General features: G+C 47.5%; 20 protein-coding genes and 1 pseudogene. 7 read left to right on the top strand and 14 right to left on the bottom strand.

Features of this window, described 5'->3' with window-relative positions; genetic code table 11:
• Nucleotides 1–244 precede the first annotated feature (244 nt).
• Entirely contained in the window at nt 245–1,471 is a 1,227-nt protein-coding gene (gene pepT, locus D9597_RS13380; protein WP_130205583.1) for a peptidase T, read from the top strand.
• A 48-nt stretch (nt 1,472–1,519) separates the two neighbouring features.
• Here the strand turns inward: pepT and roxA are convergent, their stop codons facing one another.
• The 8 genes from roxA to rluE all read right to left on the bottom strand — a co-directional run bounded on the left by roxA (nt 1,520) and on the right by rluE (nt 9,346).
• Nucleotides 1,520–2,641, bottom strand: coding sequence for a [50S ribosomal protein L16]-arginine 3-hydroxylase (gene roxA, locus D9597_RS13375; protein ID WP_130215935.1), 1,122 nt, complete (start codon nt 2,639–2,641; stop codon nt 1,520–1,522).
• Between the two features lie 75 nt (nt 2,642–2,716).
• Nucleotides 2,717–4,177, bottom strand: a complete 1,461-nt coding sequence (phoQ, locus tag D9597_RS13370; RefSeq protein WP_130222863.1) for a two-component system sensor histidine kinase PhoQ — start codon at nt 4,175–4,177, stop codon at nt 2,717–2,719.
• Nucleotides 4,177–4,848: a two-component system response regulator PhoP gene (gene phoP / locus D9597_RS13365; protein WP_130205589.1), complete on the bottom strand. Its 672-nt coding sequence runs from the start codon at nt 4,846–4,848 to the stop codon at nt 4,177–4,179. The genes phoQ and phoP overlap by 1 nt, the downstream gene beginning before the upstream one ends.
• 162 nt (nt 4,849–5,010) lie before the next feature.
• Nucleotides 5,011–6,381, bottom strand: coding sequence for an adenylosuccinate lyase (gene purB, locus D9597_RS13360; protein WP_130222861.1), 1,371 nt, complete (start codon nt 6,379–6,381; stop codon nt 5,011–5,013).
• Nucleotides 6,382–6,384: 3 nt separating this feature from the next.
• On the bottom strand, nt 6,385–7,026 hold the full coding sequence (gene hflD / locus D9597_RS13355; RefSeq protein ID WP_001297479.1) for a high frequency lysogenization protein HflD: 642 nt from the start codon (nt 7,024–7,026) through the stop codon (nt 6,385–6,387).
• 35 nt (nt 7,027–7,061) lie between these two features.
• Nucleotides 7,062–8,168, bottom strand: a complete 1,107-nt coding sequence (gene mnmA, locus D9597_RS13350; RefSeq protein ID WP_130222859.1) for a tRNA 2-thiouridine(34) synthase MnmA — start codon at nt 8,166–8,168, stop codon at nt 7,062–7,064.
• A gap of 53 nt (nt 8,169–8,221) precedes the next feature.
• The gene (gene nudJ, locus D9597_RS13345; protein WP_022296361.1) at nt 8,222–8,683 is read right to left on the bottom strand and encodes a phosphatase NudJ; all 462 of its coding nucleotides are present in this window, start codon (nt 8,681–8,683) and stop codon (nt 8,222–8,224) included.
• Between the two features lie 9 nt (nt 8,684–8,692).
• A complete protein-coding gene (gene rluE, locus D9597_RS13340) occupies nt 8,693–9,346 on the bottom strand; it encodes a 23S rRNA pseudouridine(2457) synthase RluE (RefSeq protein WP_130222857.1) in 654 nt (217 codons plus the stop codon).
• A gap of 171 nt (nt 9,347–9,517) precedes the next feature.
• Between rluE and icd the strand changes: the two genes are divergently transcribed.
• Nucleotides 9,518–10,768 (top strand): NADP-dependent isocitrate dehydrogenase, encoded by a 1,251-nt coding sequence (gene icd, locus D9597_RS13335; RefSeq protein ID WP_000444487.1) that lies wholly within the window; start codon nt 9,518–9,520, stop codon nt 10,766–10,768.
• Between the two features lie 188 nt (nt 10,769–10,956).
• Here the strand turns inward: icd and D9597_RS13330 are convergent, their stop codons facing one another.
• Nucleotides 10,957–11,298 (bottom strand): DHCW motif cupin fold protein, encoded by a 342-nt coding sequence (locus D9597_RS13330; protein ID WP_130222855.1) that lies wholly within the window; start codon nt 11,296–11,298, stop codon nt 10,957–10,959.
• Between the two features lie 331 nt (nt 11,299–11,629).
• Here D9597_RS13330 and D9597_RS13325 point away from each other — a divergent pair, with 331 nt between their 5' ends.
• Nucleotides 11,630–12,346, top strand: coding sequence for a YebC/PmpR family DNA-binding transcriptional regulator (locus D9597_RS13325; protein WP_130205599.1), 717 nt, complete (start codon nt 11,630–11,632; stop codon nt 12,344–12,346).
• A gap of 393 nt (nt 12,347–12,739) precedes the next feature.
• Here the strand turns inward: D9597_RS13325 and D9597_RS13320 are convergent, their stop codons facing one another.
• The gene (locus D9597_RS13320) at nt 12,740–13,069 is read right to left on the bottom strand and encodes a YkgJ family cysteine cluster protein (protein ID WP_130205601.1); all 330 of its coding nucleotides are present in this window, start codon (nt 13,067–13,069) and stop codon (nt 12,740–12,742) included.
• Between the two features lie 454 nt (nt 13,070–13,523).
• On the opposite strand from D9597_RS13320, the gene D9597_RS13315 reads away from it, so the two are divergent.
• From D9597_RS13315 to D9597_RS13300, 4 genes and pseudogenes are all read left to right on the top strand, one after another.
• Nucleotides 13,524–13,901, top strand: a complete 378-nt coding sequence (locus tag D9597_RS13315) for a DUF302 domain-containing protein (RefSeq protein ID WP_130222853.1) — start codon at nt 13,524–13,526, stop codon at nt 13,899–13,901.
• 277 nt (nt 13,902–14,178) lie between these two features.
• Nucleotides 14,179–15,702, top strand: a complete 1,524-nt coding sequence (locus tag D9597_RS13310) for a cyclic diguanylate phosphodiesterase (protein WP_130222851.1) — start codon at nt 14,179–14,181, stop codon at nt 15,700–15,702.
• A gap of 130 nt (nt 15,703–15,832) precedes the next feature.
• On the top strand, nt 15,833–16,051 hold the full coding sequence (gene ymgF / locus D9597_RS13305; RefSeq protein ID WP_130215949.1) for a cell division-associated protein YmgF: 219 nt from the start codon (nt 15,833–15,835) through the stop codon (nt 16,049–16,051).
• Between the two features lie 48 nt (nt 16,052–16,099).
• Nucleotides 16,100–16,243: pseudogene (locus D9597_RS13300) on the top strand (autotransporter outer membrane beta-barrel domain-containing protein); the annotation flags it as partial.
• A gap of 57 nt (nt 16,244–16,300) precedes the next feature.
• Here the strand turns inward: D9597_RS13300 and D9597_RS13295 are convergent.
• The 4 genes from D9597_RS13295 to minD form a co-directional block, all read right to left on the bottom strand.
• Nucleotides 16,301–16,636 (bottom strand): YmgD family protein, encoded by a 336-nt coding sequence (locus D9597_RS13295; protein ID WP_074399524.1) that lies wholly within the window; start codon nt 16,634–16,636, stop codon nt 16,301–16,303.
• Between the two features lie 3 nt (nt 16,637–16,639).
• Nucleotides 16,640–16,984, bottom strand: a complete 345-nt coding sequence (locus tag D9597_RS13290) for a YMGG-like glycine zipper-containing protein (RefSeq protein WP_064528662.1) — start codon at nt 16,982–16,984, stop codon at nt 16,640–16,642.
• A 453-nt stretch (nt 16,985–17,437) separates the two neighbouring features.
• Entirely contained in the window at nt 17,438–17,704 is a 267-nt protein-coding gene (minE, locus tag D9597_RS13285; RefSeq protein WP_001185664.1) for a cell division topological specificity factor MinE, read from the bottom strand.
• Between the two features lie 3 nt (nt 17,705–17,707).
• Nucleotides 17,708–18,520 (bottom strand): septum site-determining protein MinD, encoded by an 813-nt coding sequence (gene minD / locus D9597_RS13280; RefSeq protein ID WP_064528664.1) that lies wholly within the window; start codon nt 18,518–18,520, stop codon nt 17,708–17,710.
• Between the last annotated feature and the right edge of the window lie 10 nt (nt 18,521–18,530).

Raw genomic sequence — 18,530 nt, 5'->3', positions numbered from 1 at the left:
CGCAACGGATGGCTTACCGAAGCGGGGTTTGTGGTTAACCACCTTGGTGACTCTTAAAGAGGGCCGTAATTCTACGGCAAACTACTTGGATCGCCAATCCTTGTTGTGAATTACTGGCTTAGCTTTATATTCATTAAGGTAATGTTGATAAATATTCCCGATTGCAGGGGTAAAAGTGACCTGACGCAATATTTGTCTTTTCCTGCTTCTTAATAATGTTGTCACGAAAAGTGAGGGTGACTACATGGATAAACTACTTGAGCGTTTTTTGAACTACGTGTCTCTCGATACCCAATCAAAAGCGGGGGTGAGACAAGTTCCCAGCACGGAAGGCCAGTGGAAATTATTGCATCTGCTGAAAGATCAGCTGGAAGAAATGGGTCTTATCAATGTGACCTTAAGTGAGAAAGGAACGTTGATGGCGACGCTACCGGCTAACGTTCCTGGCGATATTCCGGCGATTGGCTTTATTTCTCATGTGGATACCTCACCGGATTGCAGCGGTAAAAATGTGAACCCGCAGATTGTTGAAAACTATCGTGGCGGCGACATTGCGTTGGGCGTCGGCGACGAAGTCCTGTCACCGGTCATGTTCCCGGTACTGCATCAACTGCTGGGACAGACGCTGATCACCACTGACGGTAAAACATTGTTGGGTGCTGACGACAAAGCAGGTATTGCAGAAATCATGACCGCGCTGGCGGTATTGCAGCAGAAAAATATTCCGCATGGCGATATTCGTGTTGCCTTTACGCCTGATGAAGAAGTGGGTAAAGGGGCGAAACATTTTGATGTTGAAGCCTTTGATGCCCGCTGGGCTTACACCGTAGATGGTGGTGGCGTAGGTGAACTGGAGTTTGAAAACTTCAACGCTGCTTCGGTGAATATCAAAATCGTCGGCAACAATGTTCACCCGGGTACGGCAAAAGGTGTGATGGTGAATGCGCTGTCGCTGGCGGCACGCATTCATGCGGAAGTACCGGCAGATGAAAGCCCGGAAGCTACGGAAGGTTATGAAGGCTTCTATCACCTGACAAGCATGAAAGGCACTGTTGAGCGCGCCGATATGCACTACATCATCCGTGATTTCGACCGTAAACAGTTTGAAGCGCGTAAACGTAAAATGATGGAAATTGCCAAGAAAGTGGGAAAAGGGTTACACCCGGATTGCTACATTGAACTGGTGATTGAAGACAGTTACTACAACATGCGCGAGAAAGTCGTTGAGCATCCGCATATTCTTGATATTGCCCAGCAGGCGATGCGCGATTGCGATATTGAACCAGACCTGAAACCGATCCGTGGTGGTACTGACGGTGCGCAGTTGTCGTTTATGGGATTACCGTGTCCAAATCTGTTTACCGGCGGTTATAACTATCATGGCAAACATGAGTTTGTCACTCTGGAAGGAATGGAAAAAGCGGTGCAAGTGATTGTGCGTATTGCCGAGTTAACGGCGAAACGGAAGTAAGCGAAATTGGATGCGGCATATGATGCCGCATCCGGCTTCAATTCAAATTTACCCTTCGAAGAACCAATACCCGCTATTGACCAGCGCCGCGAGCATCGCGAGGAATGACGGATCTTCCAGTGCGTCGCCAAAATTCTCAGCGGTCAGTGCAATATTGCTGGCGAGTGCATCCAGCGCCGGACGGTGCGGGGAATCAATTTTCTCACCATTGGCATAAACATCGTCGCCAATGCGCAAGACGCGCAGACCACCCAGACGCACCAGTACATCACCTTGTTTCAGCGCGTCGTAGATTTCATCCGGTTGATACGGTGGCTCTGGCGGAGCGATATCCAGTTCATGACGTGACTGCGAAATAAACTCGCCAAACCACTGTTTAAAGTGTTCTGGCTGGTTGATCAACTCAAGCATCATCTCACGCAGTTTATCCATCTCCTGCGGCAGAACGTCTGCCGGATGATCGCGAGGCGGGACATCCGGATCGCTGTAGTAATTACCGCCCAGCTCACGTTGCAGCACGTAATCGGCAAATCCGCTGATCAGTTCCCGCGTATTCGGCGCACGAAAACCAACGGAATAGTTCATCGCATTTTCCAGCGCGTAGCCTTCGTGCGGGAACCCTGGCGGAATATAAAGAATATCGCCTGGCTCCAGTTCTTCATCAATAATCGCTTCAAACGGATCAACCTGTAACAGATCCGGGTGAGGGCAGTGCTGCCTCATGTGCAGTTTTTCACCTACCCGCCAGCGACGGCGACCTGTACCCTGAATAATAAATACATCGTACTGATCGAGATGCGGACCGACGCCGCCGCCAGGCACGGAAAACGAGATCATCAGATCGTCAATGCGCCAGTCCGGTAATTCACGGAACGGACGCATCAGCGCGGCGGCCGGTTCATGCCAGTGATCAACCGCCTGGACCAGCAATGACCAGTTGGTTTCGCCCAGATGGTCGTAGCTTTCGAATGGCCCGTGACTGACCTGCCATTTGCCATCCTGATGACTGACCAGCCGACTGTCGACTTCACTTTCCATCGCCAGGCCCGCCAGCTCGTCGGGAGAAATAGGGTCAATAAAATTATTAAAGCCGCGTTTTAACACCACGGGACGTTTCTGCCAGTGGCGTTCAAGAAAATCGGGCCAATTAAGGGTGAGTTGGTATTCCATGTTAAGCGTCCATAGGCGGGTATCTGCAACCGATTATAACGGATGCATACTGTAATGCGCGAACAAAGGACATATTTATTCATCTTTCGACAAGGAATGCTGGCGACCAAAAATCACCTCCATTCGCGCACCGCCGAGCATGCTCTCTCCGGCGATGATTCTTCCGTCGTACTGTTCAGTAATTTCACGAGCGACCGCCAGCCCCACGCCTTGCCCGGGGCGTAAGGTATCAACACGCTGACCACGGTCGAAAATCACCTCACGCTTGCTTTGCGGGATCCCCGGCCCATCATCTTCGACCACGATGTAGAGATGTTTGTCAGTTTGCCTTGCGGAGATTTCGACAAACTCGAGGCAATACTTACAGGCGTTATCCAGTACATTGCCCATTACCTCAACAAAATCGTTCTGCTCGCCGACAAAACTAATTTCTGGCGAGATATCGAGGGAAATATTGACGCCTTTACGCTGATAAACTTTATTCAGTGCCGATGTGAGATTGTCCAACAACGGGGCCACTGGATGTAGTTCGCGGCTCAGTAATGTCCCGCCACGCATACTGGCTCGGTGTAGGTAGTAACCAATTTGTTGCGAGATACGGCTAATTTGTTCCAGCATCACCGGTTCCGCCTCACTGACGTTCATCTTTTCACTTCGCAAAGAACGTAGCGTACTTTGTAGCACCGCCAGAGGCGTTTTCAGGCTGTGAGTCAGGTCAGTGAGCGTAGTGCGGTATTTGTCGTAACGCTCACGCTCGCTTTTTAAAAGTCGGTTCAGGTTACCCACCAGGCTGGTCAGTTCTCTCGTTGTTGTAGGGTTGAGCAGTTCACGGTGGTGTTCTTCCAGTTCGCGGACTTCGCGCGCCAGGGCTTCAATAGGGCGTAAGCTCCACCAGGCGGCGACCCACAGTAACGGGATCACTAACAGCAGGTTGGCCAGGAGTACATAGAGAAACCAGCTCCATACCGTATAGGAACTTTTAAGCTCTACGGGAATGGTATCGACCACCACAATGGTGAGTTTTGGCATTCGCGCCGTTGCCGGATAGACATTAACGGCTACCGAGTGGGTCATTTCTGCATCGTCGTCGTCTTCCCGAACTTCCTGCAACTGCTGCTGAATAGAGAGATCGTTACTCAGTAGCAGGCTGGTATCGTTCACGTCAGCCTCTATTTCGTGAAAACCATTGGATTTCAGCCAGTCAGGCTGGATCATTTTCATCAGCCAGGGAACGTCACGCTGCGCCCACAATAATTTGCCGTTCTCGTCATAAATCAGAGACATCGTGGGACTTTGCTTGTCGATATTTTCCGGCAGTTCAACATGTAGCTTATTGTTTTCCCATTTCGCCAGTGTATAGAATAAATTGCTCTCGCCGCGTAACAGACGAAACGTCGTTTTATCGAAACTAACGCTATAACCGATCAGGGCAACCATACCGTAGGAAAGTGAAAGCACCAGTACTACCGCGGCCGTCGCCAACAGAAAACGTACCCGCAGCGAGAGCGGGAAAAAAACACGCAGTAATTTTTTCATCAGCGCAATTCGAAAAGATAACCCTGGCCGCGAACGGTGGTAATCACCTCGTGCGGGTATTGCGCCTGAATTTTTTTGCGCAGCCTGCCCATCAGAACATCAATGGTATGACTTTCCCGCAGTTCGGCATCCGGGTAGAGCTGTAGCATCAATGAATCTTTACTGACCACTTTGCCGTTGTTACGGATCAAGGTTTCCATAATGGTGTATTCAAATGCGGTCAGTTTGATGACTTCGTCACTAATGGATAATTCGCGACGGGAGAGATCAACCTGAAACGGCGGCAGCGAAATAACCTGTGAAGCCAGGCCGCTATTACGCCGCATTAATGCCTGCATTCGTGCCATCACTTCTTCAATATGAAAGGGTTTAGTCACGTAATCGTCAGCACCGGCGCTTAATACTTCAACTTTGTCCTGCCAGCTTTCACGGGCGGTTAATACAAGAATTGGCAGTGAAACATCATTACTACGCCAGCGACGGATCAGCGACAAACCATCTTCGTCAGGCAAACCGAGATCGACAATCGCAATATCCGGTAAATGTTCGTTGAGATAATAATCGGCTTCTTTGGCATCTTCTGCGTCATCGACCTGATGACCCGCGTCCTGAATCTGAACTTTAAGATGGTGACGTAACAACGCATTGTCTTCGACAACCAGTACGCGCATTTTTATTTCTCCCTGTCTTAATTATAAAAATAGTGTAACGCGATTATGTGGTTGTGGGGGTAAACATTAAATAAACCAGTGGGGAAGGGAGGTGTAAATAGAAAAGCGGATTATCTTAATAAACAGGCCGGACGGCATCACCATCCGGCACTGATACGAGGCTTATTTCAGCTCATCAACCATAGTGATGGCACGACCAATATAGTTAGCCGGCGTCATCGCTTTCAGGCGTGCTTTTTCTTCTTCTGGCAGCGCCAGACCGTCGATAAATTGCTTCATGCCATCGGCGTCAACGCGTTTACCGCGAGTCAGCTCTTTCAGCTTCTCGTATGGCTTCTCAATCCCGTAACGGCGCATTACCGTCTGGATCGGTTCCGCCAACACTTCCCAGTTGTGATCCAGTTCATCCAGCAGATGATCACGGTTCACTTCCAGTTTGCTCACACCTTTCAGGGTGGACTGGTAAGCAATCAGCGCATAACCGATACCCACGCCAAGATTACGCAGCACGGTGGAGTCGGTCAGGTCACGCTGCCAGCGGGAAACCGGCAGTTTGCTTGCCAGATGCTGCAATACCGCGTTGGAAAGGCCCAGATTCCCTTCGGAGTTTTCGAAGTCGATCGGGTTAACTTTATGCGGCATGGTGGAAGAACCAATCTCACCAGCAATGGTTTTCTGTTTGAAGTGGTTAAGGGCGATATAACCCCAAACGTCACGGTCAAAGTCGATCAGAATGGTGTTAAAGCGCGCAACGCAATCAAACAGCTCGGCGATGTAGTCGTGCGGTTCGATCTGGGTGGTGTACGGGTTCCACTGAATACCCAGCGAGGTGACGAACTCTTCGCTGAACTGATGCCAGTCAACTTCCGGGTAAGCGGCGATGTGGGCGTTATAGTTACCGACCGCGCCGTTGATTTTTCCGAGGATCTCCACCTGGTTAAGCTGGCGGTACTGGCGCTCCATACGGTAGGCGACGTTTGCCATCTCTTTACCGATGGTTGACGGCGTGGCTGGCTGACCGTGGGTACGAGACAGTAGCGGGATATCGCGATACTGAACGGCGAGATCTTTAATGCCGTCAATCAGTTGACGCCAGTATGGCAGGATCACTTCATCACGCGCGGTTTTCAGCATCAACGCGTGGGAAAGGTTATTGATATCTTCCGAAGTACAGGCAAAGTGAATGAATTCAGAAACCGCGTGCAGTTCCGGGATCTCCGCCACTTTTTCTTTCAGGAAATACTCAACCGCTTTAACGTCGTGGTTAGTGGTACGCTCGATGGTTTTGATGCGTGCAGCATCTTCTTCGCTGAAACTGGCGACAATTGCATCAAGGTAACCGATTGCGTCGGCAGCAAAAGCAGGAACTTCCTTGATCGCTGCGTGCGCGGCCAGTTTTTGCAGCCAACGTACTTCGACTTGTACACGGAATTTCAGCAAACCGTATTCGCTGAAAATCCCGCGCAGCGCGCTGACTTTATCGCCGTAGCGTCCATCGACAGGGGAAACGGCGGTCAGTGAGGATAATTCCATAGATCACAACTCCGGGGTTAAATGAGCAAGAATTTGTTTTGCCTGAGTGGTCAGGCGATTACGAGAAAACATCAGTTGCAGACGTCCGCCGCCGACCTGGTGCCAGAGCACGGCGGCGCGAATGCCTGCCAGCAGGGTTGCGCGAACTTTCGCCTGCACTTGTGGGCTTTGCAGTACAGCAGGGGAGCCGGTGACCTGAATGCGTGGGCCAAGCGGGCTAATCACATCAACATAGATAGCAGCCATCGCGCTCATCAGCGTTTCGGACTGTAAATCGAAGTGTTCGAGCTGGCGTTGCAGACCGTTGATCCGGTTGCCCAGAGTGTCGAGCGCACCTTTCGCTGAGGAAAGTTTGCGCTCAAGCACCATCAGGCTGAGTGTGTAGCGGGTTAACTCAGCGTTTAAGCCCTGGCGACTGCTGGCATTGAGCACGCCGAGCAGGGTTTCCAGTCCGACGCGCAGGTTGGCTTCACTGCCGCCAAAAACCGCCAGCGTCGAGCTGGGGTTCATATCAATAATACTGTTGAGTGAGACGTGTAGCGCATCGGCATCACAATGACCCTGGTGAGCGAGTTGTTGCACCAGGCGTGCCGACTGACAAATACCGGCCAGGGCGAGGGTGATGTCATAGTAATTCTTTGCCACGTTCACTGCTTCCTTGTTGTAATTAAAGACAATAATCAGACCGGCAGCGGCAGACGCTGCTCAATGATACCGCCACCGAGGCACACTTCACCGTTATAGAAGACGGCAGACTGGCCCGGCGTCACGGCGGCAACTGGCTCATCGAAAATCACTTCAATGCGATCGTCGTCCAGCGCCTTGACGGTGCACGGAATGTCGGTCTGGCGATAGCGGGTTTTTACCGTGCAACGCATAGTGCCGGTGAACGGTTCGCGATCGACCCAGTGTAGCTGCTGGGCAATCAGACCGACAGACATCAGACGCGGGTGTTCATGGCCCTGCGCAACAATCAGAATGTTGTTTTCGACGTCTTTATCGACCACATACCACGGTTCTTCGGTGCCTTCTTTAGTGCCACCGATACCCAGACCTTTACGCTGACCGAGGGTGTGATACATCAGCCCCTGGTGCTCACCAATTTCATCGCCATCGACGGTAATGATTTTGCCCGGTTGCGCCGGGAGATAACGGCCCAGGAACTCGCGGAATTTACGTTCGCCAATGAAGCAAATGCCGGTAGAGTCTTTTTTCTTCGCAGTGACCAAACCGAGATCTTCAGCAATCTTACGCACCTGCGGTTTTTCCAGTTCGCCGACCGGGAACAGGCTTTGCGCAATCTGCTCATGGCCGAGCGTATAAAGGAAGTAGCTCTGGTCTTTATTGCTGTCCAGACCACGCAGCAGGCGGCTCTTGCCATCGACATCTGCCCGACGCACGTAATGACCGGTAGCGATATAATCGGCACCTAAATCTTCGGCGGCAAATTCGAGGAAGGCTTTAAATTTGATCTCTTTGTTGCACAGAATATCCGGATTCGGCGTGCGACCGGCTTTATATTCGGCAAGGAACAGTTCGAAGACGTTGTCCCAGTATTCGGCAGCAAAGTTGACGGTGTGCAGTTCAATGCCGAGCTTATCGCAGACCGCCTGGGCATCAGCCAGATCCGCTGCCGCTGTGCAATATTCCTCACCGTCGTCTTCTTCCCAGTTCTTCATAAACAGGCCTTCGACCTGATATCCCTGTTGTTGCAACAGCCAGGCAGAAACGGAGGAATCGACACCGCCGGACATGCCGACGATCACTTTTTTTGCGGTTTCAGACATTGGATTACTCACGACATTGAACTTCAAGGCGGCGTATTCTATCACGCAGCTTTTTAGATGACACCCTTTGTAAAAGGCCAGTTAAAATCGCCAATCATCTCCAGCGGATAGCGTTGCCCGCTTTGATAACAACGAATACTTTCCGCCACCAGCGGCGAACGAAGATTTGACGCCTGTAAAATTTCTTCGGCGCTGACCCAACGGCAGCAGTCGATATCGCTGTCATGAGGCTGGGTCGGGCATATTTGCTCAAGCTCGATGGCAAACAGGAAACGCAAAAACGGCGTTTTATCTGGCGCAATCCACTGATGCATGCGGATGAAGTGTTGCGGTCGCGCGCTGATGCCGGTTTCTTCCCACAGCTCACGCGCAGCCGCTTCCACTAGCGTCTCATCCGCTTCCAGATGTCCCGCCGGTTGGTTCCATAACGCTTTACCGTTAATCGTCTCTTCAACAACTAAAAATTTGCCCTCTGCATGTACCACGCAGGCGACGGTAACGTGCGGTTTAAACATTGTGCATCCTTATTCTGTTGCTTCTCGCCATTCGCCGTTAGCGAGATTATCCAGTGTGTAATTGCCCATGGCATAACGAATCAGTCGCAGCGTAGGGAAACCGACATGGGCGGTCATGCGGCGCACCTGGCGATTACGTCCTTCATATAAAGTAATCTTCAGCCAGCTGGTGGGAATACTTTTGCGTTCACGAATTGGTGGATTCCGCGGCCATAACCACTCTGGTTCTTCAACCAACTCCGCGCCTGCGGGCAGGGTAGGACCATCATTTAAGGTTACGCCATTGCGCAAGGCTTCAAGAGCGTCTTGTGTGGGAATGCCTTCCACCTGCACATAATAGATTTTCCCGGTGCGTTTGCCCGGCTGAGTTAAACGTGCCTGTAGTGCACCATTATTGGTCAGCACCAGTAACCCTTCGCTATCGCGGTCAAGACGACCTGCCGCATAAACGCCCTGAACCGGGATGAATTCTTTTAATGTTTTGCGCCCGGCTTCATCGGTGAACTGTGGCAGGACATCGTAAGGTTTATTGAACAGGAGCACACGCGTGGGCTGGTTTTCTGGCTTGCGTTTGTTAGTGCGTTGCGAGCTGAATCGCTTAACCTGGTGATTTCTAAAAGAAGTTTTTTGCATGGTATTTTCAGAGATTATGAATTGCCGCATTATAGCCTAATAACGCGCATCTTTCATGACGGCAAACAATAGGGTAGTATTGACAAGCCAATTACAAATCATTAACAAAAAATTGCTCTAAAGCATCCGTATCGCAGGACGCAAACGCATATGCAACGTGGTGGCAGACGAGCAAACCAGTAGCGCTCGAAGGAGAGGTGAATGGAAAGTAAAGTAGTTGTTCCGGCACAAGGCAAGAAGATCACCCTGCAAAACGGCAAACTCAACGTTCCTGAAAATCCGATTATCCCTTACATTGAAGGTGATGGAATCGGTGTAGATGTAACCCCAGCCATGCTGAAAGTGGTCGACGCTGCAGTCGAGAAAGCCTATAAAGGCGAGCGTAAAATCTCCTGGATGGAAATTTACACCGGTGAAAAATCCACACAGGTTTATGGTCAGGATGTCTGGCTGCCTGCTGAAACCCTTGATCTGATTCGTGAATATCGCGTTGCCATTAAAGGTCCGCTGACCACTCCGGTTGGTGGCGGTATTCGCTCTCTGAACGTTGCCCTGCGCCAGGAACTGGATCTCTACATCTGCCTGCGTCCGGTACGTTACTATCAGGGCACTCCAAGCCCGGTTAAACACCCTGAACTGACCGATATGGTTATCTTCCGTGAAAACTCGGAAGACATTTATGCAGGTATCGAATGGAAAGCAGACTCTGCCGACGCTGAGAAAGTAATTAAATTCCTGCGTGAAGAGATGGGCGTGAAGAAAATTCGCTTCCCGGAACATTGCGGTATCGGTATTAAGCCGTGTTCTGAAGAAGGCACCAAACGTCTGGTTCGTGCAGCGATCGAATACGCAATTGCTAACGATCGTGACTCTGTGACCCTGGTGCACAAAGGCAACATCATGAAGTTCACCGAAGGCGCGTTTAAAGACTGGGGCTACCAGCTGGCGCGTGAAGAGTTTGGCGGTGAACTGATCGACGGCGGCCCGTGGCTGAAAGTTAAAAACCCGAATACCGGCAAAGAGATCGTCATTAAAGACGTGATTGCTGACGCATTCCTGCAACAGATCCTGCTGCGTCCGGCTGAATATGATGTTATCGCCTGTATGAACCTGAACGGTGACTACATTTCTGACGCCCTGGCAGCGCAGGTTGGCGGTATCGGTATCGCCCCTGGCGCAAACATCGGTGACGAATGCGCCCTGTTTGAAGCTACCCACGGTACTGCGCCGAAATATGCCGGTCAGGACAAAGTTAACCCAGGCTCTATCATCCTTTCCGCTGAGATGATGCTGCGCCATATGGGCTGGACTGAAGCCGCAGACCTGATTGTTAAAGGTATGGAAGGCGCAATCAACGCGAAGACCGTAACCTATGACTTCGAACGTCTGATGGAAGGCGCTAAGCTGCTGAAATGTTCAGAGTTTGGTGATGCGATCATCAAGAACATGTAATTCGGTAATTTATTAAATCCATTAACGGGAGCGTTACGCTCCCGTTATTTTTGTCAGGATGCTAACGGTTATCAAAATAAGTTATCAAAACCCCCAGGTAGTTGGGGGATGGTCAGATGGTTGTTCTACTGCCAGGTTCCAATTCTGTGCCAGAATCGGACGTCGCAATCGCAACAACGACGAATCCGTTAGTCCACAATAAAGAGTTTTGCTCCTGTCTCCGTTCTGGACTGATGTGGCTCTGCGTTATCACCAACCTGATAACTCATCCCCGCAGTTAAAGTGAATTTGCGGCCATCTGCGAGCTGTGTTTCGAGTTCTCCCTCTATGCATAAAAGGATATGACCTTTACTGCACCAATGATCCGCCAGGTAACCTGGGGTATATTCAACCATTCGCACACGGATTTGGTTCGGCTTGTGACCAAAAAATTGTGTGCGCCAGTAGGCCATGCCTGTTTCCCCGGGATGTTCTGTTTTTTCGACTTCACCCCAGTTGGTGGTGCCAAAAGCAAATGCTTCGATATTCATTTTATGGCCTTTCGTTGTTAAGAAAGAGTGCTTGAGCTCAGGTTGGAATGAATTAACATTAACATAAGAAAAAATAATTTATATATCAACACATTATTTTTGCCTTAGGTATTATTATAGCGTTTCAATAATTAAGAGCAAAAAGCTAAAACTAAATCCGAAAAATAATCTGGTAACATTATTTAAATAATGGAGAATTAAACTGTCGCTATACATTTATCTTATTTCTAATTCTCATAGACGAAATTTTCCATGTTATGATATAATATGACGAAAATCGCAGGTTATCAACCTGTTATTGATGTAAATAAATTTCGAGGAGATTATTCCAGTGGGACGTAAATGGGCCAATATCGTAGCTAAAAAAACGGCTAAAGACGGGGCAACGTCTAAAGTATATGCAAAATTCGGTGTGGAAATCTATGCTGCGGCTAAACAAGGTGAACCAGACCCAGAATTAAACACTTCTTTAAAGTTCGTTATTGAACGCGCGAAGCAGGCGCAAGTTCCAAAACACGTTATTGATAAAGCTATTGATAAAGCCAAAGGTGGCGGAGACGAAACGTTCGTACAAGGACGTTATGAAGGCTTTGGACCCAATGGTTCAATGATTATCGCTGAAACGTTGACTTCAAACGTTAACCGTACGATTGCTAACGTTCGTACAATTTTCAATAAAAAAGGCGGTAACATTGGCGCGGCAGGTTCTGTCAGCTATATGTTTGACAATACTGGCGTGATTGTATTTAAAGGAACTGACCCTGACCGTATTTTTGAAATTTTGCTTGAAGCTGAAGTGGATGTCCGTGATGTGACCGAAGAAGAAGGAAACATCGTTATTTATACTGAGCCTACAGACCTTCACAAAGGAATTGCAGCTCTAAAAGCAGCTGGAATTACTGAGTTCTCAACAACAGAATTAGAAATGATTGCTCAATCAGAAGTTGAGCTTTCACCAGAAGATTTAGAAATCTTTGAAGGACTTATTGATGCCCTCGAAGATGACGACGATGTTCAAAAAGTATATCATAACGTTGCAAATCTCTAATTATAAATTAAAGAAATCTGTCTTTATGGCAGATTTCTTATTCTTAAAGAATGTTAAAAAACATATAAAAAGACTCTCATCTAAAAAATAAGACTAATCGAAATTACTGATTGTAACTATCTCATGATTAACGGCAAAGGATCATCCGATGGGGGGTAATTGCGCGAAAAACGTAATGGTTTACAGTCGAAATATCAGAATGTAATGCCTGTTAATTGTTACGTAAAATATCAAGAATGATCATCAAGAACTGAATTTTTAAAATGGCAGTTTTCACCAAAATGTTGCCCGGTACCAGGAACATATGGCATTGTATTCTTGATACTCGGGCAATGGGCATGTTACATCAGAATATAATCATGGATACGCAGTTTTATAGCGTCCATTAAAAATTTAAATTGGAGGTAGCCCATATTTTGCGCGGGCGCGATTACATGCCTCATTAATCTTCCCATCCTCGCCAGACATGGCGAATTCTCGACATGTCGATGAGCGATTCTTGTATATGGTGCAACATGCGTTTTTTCCAGGCGTTCCTGCCAGGGCGACACAACGTGGATCCTTCTGGTTAGTACCGCTCATACATCGGTGGTAAGGGGATATTTGCTCAGTAAGATGAGCCGGGATAGTGCCGCCTGCATCATCTGCTTCGGCCCAGTAAAAAGAGACGCGGAAAAATGCACAACAGGCACCACACGCCAGGCATGGATTCAGATTGCTCATAATTCACCAGTACTACTATATACATCACAATACATCATAACAAAAAATGCAGACACGCCCTGTAAAGATGCGTGTCTGTGACCGGCTGGCGAATTTTCTATAGTCAACTACTGAATGATCACCAGCTGTTATTAATTTTACATATCCACTGAGATATAACCAGACAGTCAAAATATAAACAAAGTAAATTAATCTTTACAATTTGTAACTACAGAGTTTCGGAAGGGAGTGCTTTATGGAATCAGAGTCTACATTATCTTGTCAGCATAGGGTGATTTTATAAACATAGTGGATATTGCGATTGTTTTAATTCTGGTTGATTAAAGGGGCTCATCAGAAAATGTTATTTCTCTGATGTTCAAAAATATGAGCAAGCTCAGGTTATAATATTTTGTATTTATATTACGGTTGTCTCATCGTTCACATTGATTATTGTGTTAATGGTAAAAACGTTATGATTCAATTCAATAGTGCATTTGACTTCGAACATACCAGAACACGTCTTCTTAAGGCGGTATCAGATAATGGTCTGGTTTTATTTGGCGAGTTTGACCACGCAAAAGCTGCCCGTAATGCAGGGCTTGTAATGCCGCCAACTACTGTTCTGGTATTTGGTAATCCTGAAAAGGGAACGCCTTTGATGTTGGAACATCCAGACCTCGCTCTGGATTTACCTTTCAGGGTACTCCTTCGCCAGTTACCCGGAGGTCAGGTCAACGTTAGATTTCACTCGGCAGAAGAATTGAAATGTTATGGACTTGACGCAACGGCGATACAAACGTTGAAAAAGCTGGAATTGCTGGTACAGAAATACATTCAACCTATTGATTAACATATGCATAAAGGCGAAAGTTAAAGCTAAACAGAAACGTGCTCAACCTGTATTTTTGTTCCCGAATTATTACCCCATGCCTCTTCTCTGCTTAAAGACCCATTGATCAGCGCGAACATTAGTTTTTCATCAGTCATTGAAAGACTTGCGGCATGTTGGGCAAAATTTCATCTGATGCGTGGATATTTCTGATTCTCTCGACCATGCTCTCTGTAGACGCCAGATTGAGCGAATGAATGTCAACCCCCTCTATTAACCTGTTGTCAGGGACACGCAGATGCGCAATACACTTATCCCTATCCTCGCTGCGGTTTGCCTGTTTATTACCGGCGTCTCTATTTTGAACATCCAGCTCTGGTATTCCGCAAAAGCGGAGAGCCTGGCAGGGGCGAGATATGCCACAAACAATATCAATTATATACTTGAGGAAGCGTCACAGGCGACTCAAACGGCACAGGAAATAGCCAGAAAAGGGTGTGATCTGGATGAACAATATCAACTAGGTACAGAGGCAGCGCTCAAGCCACATCTGCGTACGATCATCATTCTCAAACAAGATGCGGTCTGGTGTACTTCACTGCCGGGGAACCGCGTACTGCTATCACGTATACCCGTGATTCCTGAAAGCAATTTACTGCTAGCTCCGGCAATCGATACTGTTAATAAAATGCCCATTTTGCTTTATCAGAATCAGTTCGCTGATACCCGAGTTTTGGTGACTATTAGCGATCAACATATTCGTGGCGCGCTCAATGTGCCGTTGAAGGGGGCGAAATATACTTTACTCGTTGGCGGTAGCATTATTGGCCCGTCGGGAGATGTGACAGCTCTCAATGGTAAAAATCATTTTTCTGGGCGAGTCAGTTCCACAAAATATCATTTCAGTATTATTTATAACCAGCCACCTCTATTTAGCTTTAGCAGACTTATCGATAAAGGTCTGGGGATTTTGATATTCATTTTGTTAATTTCCTGCGCCGTTGCCTTCCTGCTTGATAAATATTTCAACAAAAGCGCGACACCGGAAGAGATCCTGCGGCGGGCAATACATAACGGTGAAATTGTGCCTTTTTATCAACCAGTGGTAAATGGGCGGGAAGGGACGTTACGCGGCGTGGAAGTCCTTGCCCGCTGGAAACACCCTCGGGGAGGATATATCTCTCCTGCGGCTTTCATTCCTCTTGCTGAAAAATCAGGGTTGATAGTTCCGCTCACCCAAAGTTTGATGAGCCAGGTCGCCAAACAAATGAATGCGATCGAAAGTAAACTGCCAGAAGGTTTTCACGTTGGGATAAATTTCAGCGCCTCGCATATTATTTCGCCGACATTTGTTGAAGAATGCCTGAAATACAAGGACAGCTTCACGCGCCGTGATTTGAATCTCGTGCTTGAAGTCACTGAGCGTGAGCCTTTGCATGTTGATGAAAGTCTGGTCCAGCGACTAAACATTTTGCATGAAAATGGTTTTGTCATCGCACTGGATGATTTTGGTACTGGATACTCGGGGCTTTCTTATCTCCATGATCTACATATTGATTATATTAAGATTGATCACAGCTTTGTCGGGCGGGTCAACGCAGATCCCGATTCCACCCGGATCCTGGACTGCGTGCTGGATCTGGCGCGCAAACTTTCTATCAGTATTGTCGCTGAAGGTGTTGAAACGAAGGAGCAGCTCGATTACCTGAACCAAAACAACATCACGTTCCAACAGGGATACTATTTCTATAAACCGGTGACATATATTGAGCTGGTCAAAATTATTCTCTCAAAACCGAAGGTGAAAGTGGTGGTTGAGTGAAAAATGATCGCTTGAGCGTGAGGTGACGTAATTATAGACAGCTAATTAGCTCGTTTCGTCTTGTTACTATTGTTCATTATTTTGTTTGCTATAATTGTCTGAAATTTTTGACAGGATTACCATCAGTAGCATGAACAAGAGTAATAATCTGGATTATTTTACTTTATATATCATTTTCTCCATTGCATTTATGCTAATCACTTTCCTGGTTATCCTTTTTGCCAAACCCAGCACCTGGTTGGGAGAAGTGCTTGTTACTATAAATTTGCTAAATGCGTTGGTTTGGTTGGCGATCAATGTGGTTAATCGGTTAAGAGGAAAACTCGTTAGCCATAGGGATCAGCCTTAATCCTTCTGTTATCACTGTCAGAAAACGGCTAAATGAGTTGCTGGCAGTGCGCGTAATCTGGGGGAAATTAAACCTGGCGTAAATGGCAATCTGAATCCAGCGGTCAGCGTCTGGGGAAATGTTGGCGTTCAACTCGGTGATAATGGCTACAATGACACCGCAGTGATGGTGGGATTTAAATATAAGTTCTGATTCCTTCGCCTGCTAAAAAAACGCGCCGAATCAATCGGCGCGGTACTGCATTAATGATTATTTTTTGCCAATGGCACGCATGGTGTCATCAATGGCGGTAATTAACAGCATTTGCGGATCTTTAGCACAAACCTGGTTCAGTTTTTCTACCACTTTGGCACTGAGTTCCGGAGATTGCTCGATTTTTAAATCACGGCTCGTAACGCTGGCGTTACCCATTACAGCCACAATTTCTGCAACCTGTGCGCTGTCAGTTTTTGCCATTTCGTTAGCTTCAGCACAAGTAATATAGGTTTCTGCCGGCAAACCGTTCTTAATATTGTAGTCCTGCGCCCAGCTCATTGGTGCGAAAACAAACAGACCAGCCAGTAATGCAAATTTTTTCATCATCATTCCTTATTTCATTTTACCCAGAATGGCACCACCTGTGCCGCCAATTACAGCACCTTTAATCGCGCCTTCCAGACCATTGCCGGTCAACACGCCAGTGACTGCACCAACGGCAGCACCCACTTTCGCACCTTTGCGGGCATTTTTGCCGTCACGACCTTTTTCAGTTACTGCACCAACACCAGCGCCCACAGCAGCGCCTTTCAGCACACCATTAACGCCATTGCCAGTCAGTAAACCTACGCCTGCACCTAACAGCGCACCTTTCGTGGTGCGATTCATATCCGCCATTGCTGGTGCGGAGCAGAACAATGCTGAGATAAGCCCGAAGGCGAGTATTTTTTTCTTCAACTTAGATGTCCGGTATTAAGTAAGTTGCACACACAATAATTTCGTCTTTAATTAATATTCACTTAACTAAAGAACGCTCGCTATTATTCAGATAATTCAAAATGAGCGCGAATGGTATAATAGTAATTGTGTTTTATGCTTGAATGGGAATAATCTTAAATAAGGATTAACTCATTGATTTGAAATATTTTCTTCAAGAAATGTCATCAGGTGTTAACATGGTATTGTAAAGGTTAGGCGATCTGAAATATCAATATTGTTGTGTGATTTAAATGTAAAAAATATTTATCAAAAAAGGCAAGGTAAGTAATTTCGCTCTGGTGGCAATAGTGTGAATTAGCGGCGATTTGAGCTGACAATAGAAGGGGAGAACAAAATTTAGACCAAATGCAATCTGACAGATACCAGTATAAACAACCGGTAACTGTCAGATCAGGTTTGAGCTAATACAGCTTATTTTAGCTCTTCTGCTTCTGGTAAGGTCACGTTAAGCTCAAGAATGGAAATATCGCCATCCTTTTGCTCGAGCTGTACGGTTACCATCTCGGGATCAATTTGTACGTATTTACAAATGACATCAAGAATATCTTTACGCAACTGCGGCAGATAGTGTGGTTCTGCATCGCTGCGACGACGTTCAGCAACAATAATCTGCAGCCGTTCTTTTGCAATGTTGGCCGTGTTTTTCTTCCGTGAGAGAAAGAAATCGAGTAATGCCATAACTTATCCTCCGAACAAGCGTTTGAGGAAGCCTTTCTTCTCTTCTTCAATGAAGCGGAAAGGGCGTTCTTCACCCAACAGGCGTTCTACGGTATCTGCGTAGGCTTTACCCGCATCGGCATTGATGTCGAGAATGACTGGTTCACCCTGGTTAGAGGCGCGCAATACGGATTGATCCTCTGGGATCACACCGACGAGTTTGATGCGCAGGATTTCCAGCACGTCTTCCATACTCAGCATGTCTCCTCTGTGCACGCGACCAGGGTTATAGCGCGTTAACAGCAGGTGCTCTTTAATGGGTTCTTCGCCGTTTTCTGCGCGACGTGATTTCGACGCCAGAATACCTAAAATACGGTCAGAGTCACGAACTGATGAGACTTCCGGGTTCGTGGTAATAATGGCTTCATCAGCGAAATAAAGAGCCATTAATGCACCGGTTTCAATACCCGCCGGTGAGTCACAAACGATAAACTCAAAGTCCATCGCTTTTAGGTCATCAAGAACTTTGGCCACCCCTTCGCGGGTGAGGGCATCTTTATCGCGAGTTTGCGATGCCGGGAGAATGTAGAGGTTATCAGTACGCTTATCCTTAATTAGCGCCTGATTTAGCGTTGCATCGCCCTGAATGACGTTGACGAAATCGTACACGACCCGACGCTCACAACCCATAATCAGGTCGAGGTTACGCAAGCCGATATCAAAATCGATCACGACAGTTTTCTTTCCCTTCTGGGCCAAACCAGTGGCGATGGCCGCGCTGGAGGTGGTCTTTCCAACGCCCCCTTTCCCCGAAGTAACAACAATAATGCGTGCCATAAAAATTCCT

Source organism: Escherichia sp. E13S3 (assembly GCF_004212325.1).
Lineage (GTDB): Bacteria > Pseudomonadota > Gammaproteobacteria > Enterobacterales > Enterobacteriaceae > Escherichia.
Note: the sequence above shows the minus strand (reverse complement) of the source record. Positions and strands in the feature narration are given on the sequence as shown.

Coding starts and splice junctions, on each gene's coding strand:
- pepT (WP_130205583.1), top strand. CDS start 245: ATGGATAAACTACTTGAGCGTTTTTTGAACTACGTGTCTCTCGATACC.
- roxA (WP_130215935.1), bottom strand. CDS start 2,641: ATGGAATACCAACTCACCCTTAATTGGCCCGATTTTCTTGAACGCCAC.
- phoQ (WP_130222863.1), bottom strand. CDS start 4,177: ATGAAAAAATTACTGCGTGTTTTTTTCCCGCTCTCGCTGCGGGTACGT.
- phoP (WP_130205589.1), bottom strand. CDS start 4,848: ATGCGCGTACTGGTTGTCGAAGACAATGCGTTGTTACGTCACCATCTT.
- purB (WP_130222861.1), bottom strand. CDS start 6,381: ATGGAATTATCCTCACTGACCGCCGTTTCCCCTGTCGATGGACGCTAC.
- mnmA (WP_130222859.1), bottom strand. CDS start 8,168: ATGTCTGAAACCGCAAAAAAAGTGATCGTCGGCATGTCCGGCGGTGTC.
- nudJ (WP_022296361.1), bottom strand. CDS start 8,683: ATGTTTAAACCGCACGTTACCGTCGCCTGCGTGGTACATGCAGAGGGC.
- rluE (WP_130222857.1), bottom strand. CDS start 9,346: ATGCGGCAATTCATAATCTCTGAAAATACCATGCAAAAAACTTCTTTT.
- icd (WP_000444487.1), top strand. CDS start 9,518: ATGGAAAGTAAAGTAGTTGTTCCGGCACAAGGCAAGAAGATCACCCTG.
- D9597_RS13330 (WP_130222855.1), bottom strand. CDS start 11,298: ATGAATATCGAAGCATTTGCTTTTGGCACCACCAACTGGGGTGAAGTC.
- D9597_RS13320 (WP_130205601.1), bottom strand. CDS start 13,069: ATGAGCAATCTGAATCCATGCCTGGCGTGTGGTGCCTGTTGTGCATTT.
- D9597_RS13315 (WP_130222853.1), top strand. CDS start 13,524: ATGATTCAATTCAATAGTGCATTTGACTTCGAACATACCAGAACACGT.
- D9597_RS13310 (WP_130222851.1), top strand. CDS start 14,179: ATGCGCAATACACTTATCCCTATCCTCGCTGCGGTTTGCCTGTTTATT.
- ymgF (WP_130215949.1), top strand. CDS start 15,833: ATGAACAAGAGTAATAATCTGGATTATTTTACTTTATATATCATTTTC.
- D9597_RS13295 (WP_074399524.1), bottom strand. CDS start 16,636: ATGATGATGAAAAAATTTGCATTACTGGCTGGTCTGTTTGTTTTCGCA.
- minE (WP_001185664.1), bottom strand. CDS start 17,704: ATGGCATTACTCGATTTCTTTCTCTCACGGAAGAAAAACACGGCCAAC.
- minD (WP_064528664.1), bottom strand. CDS start 18,520: ATGGCACGCATTATTGTTGTTACTTCGGGGAAAGGGGGCGTTGGAAAG.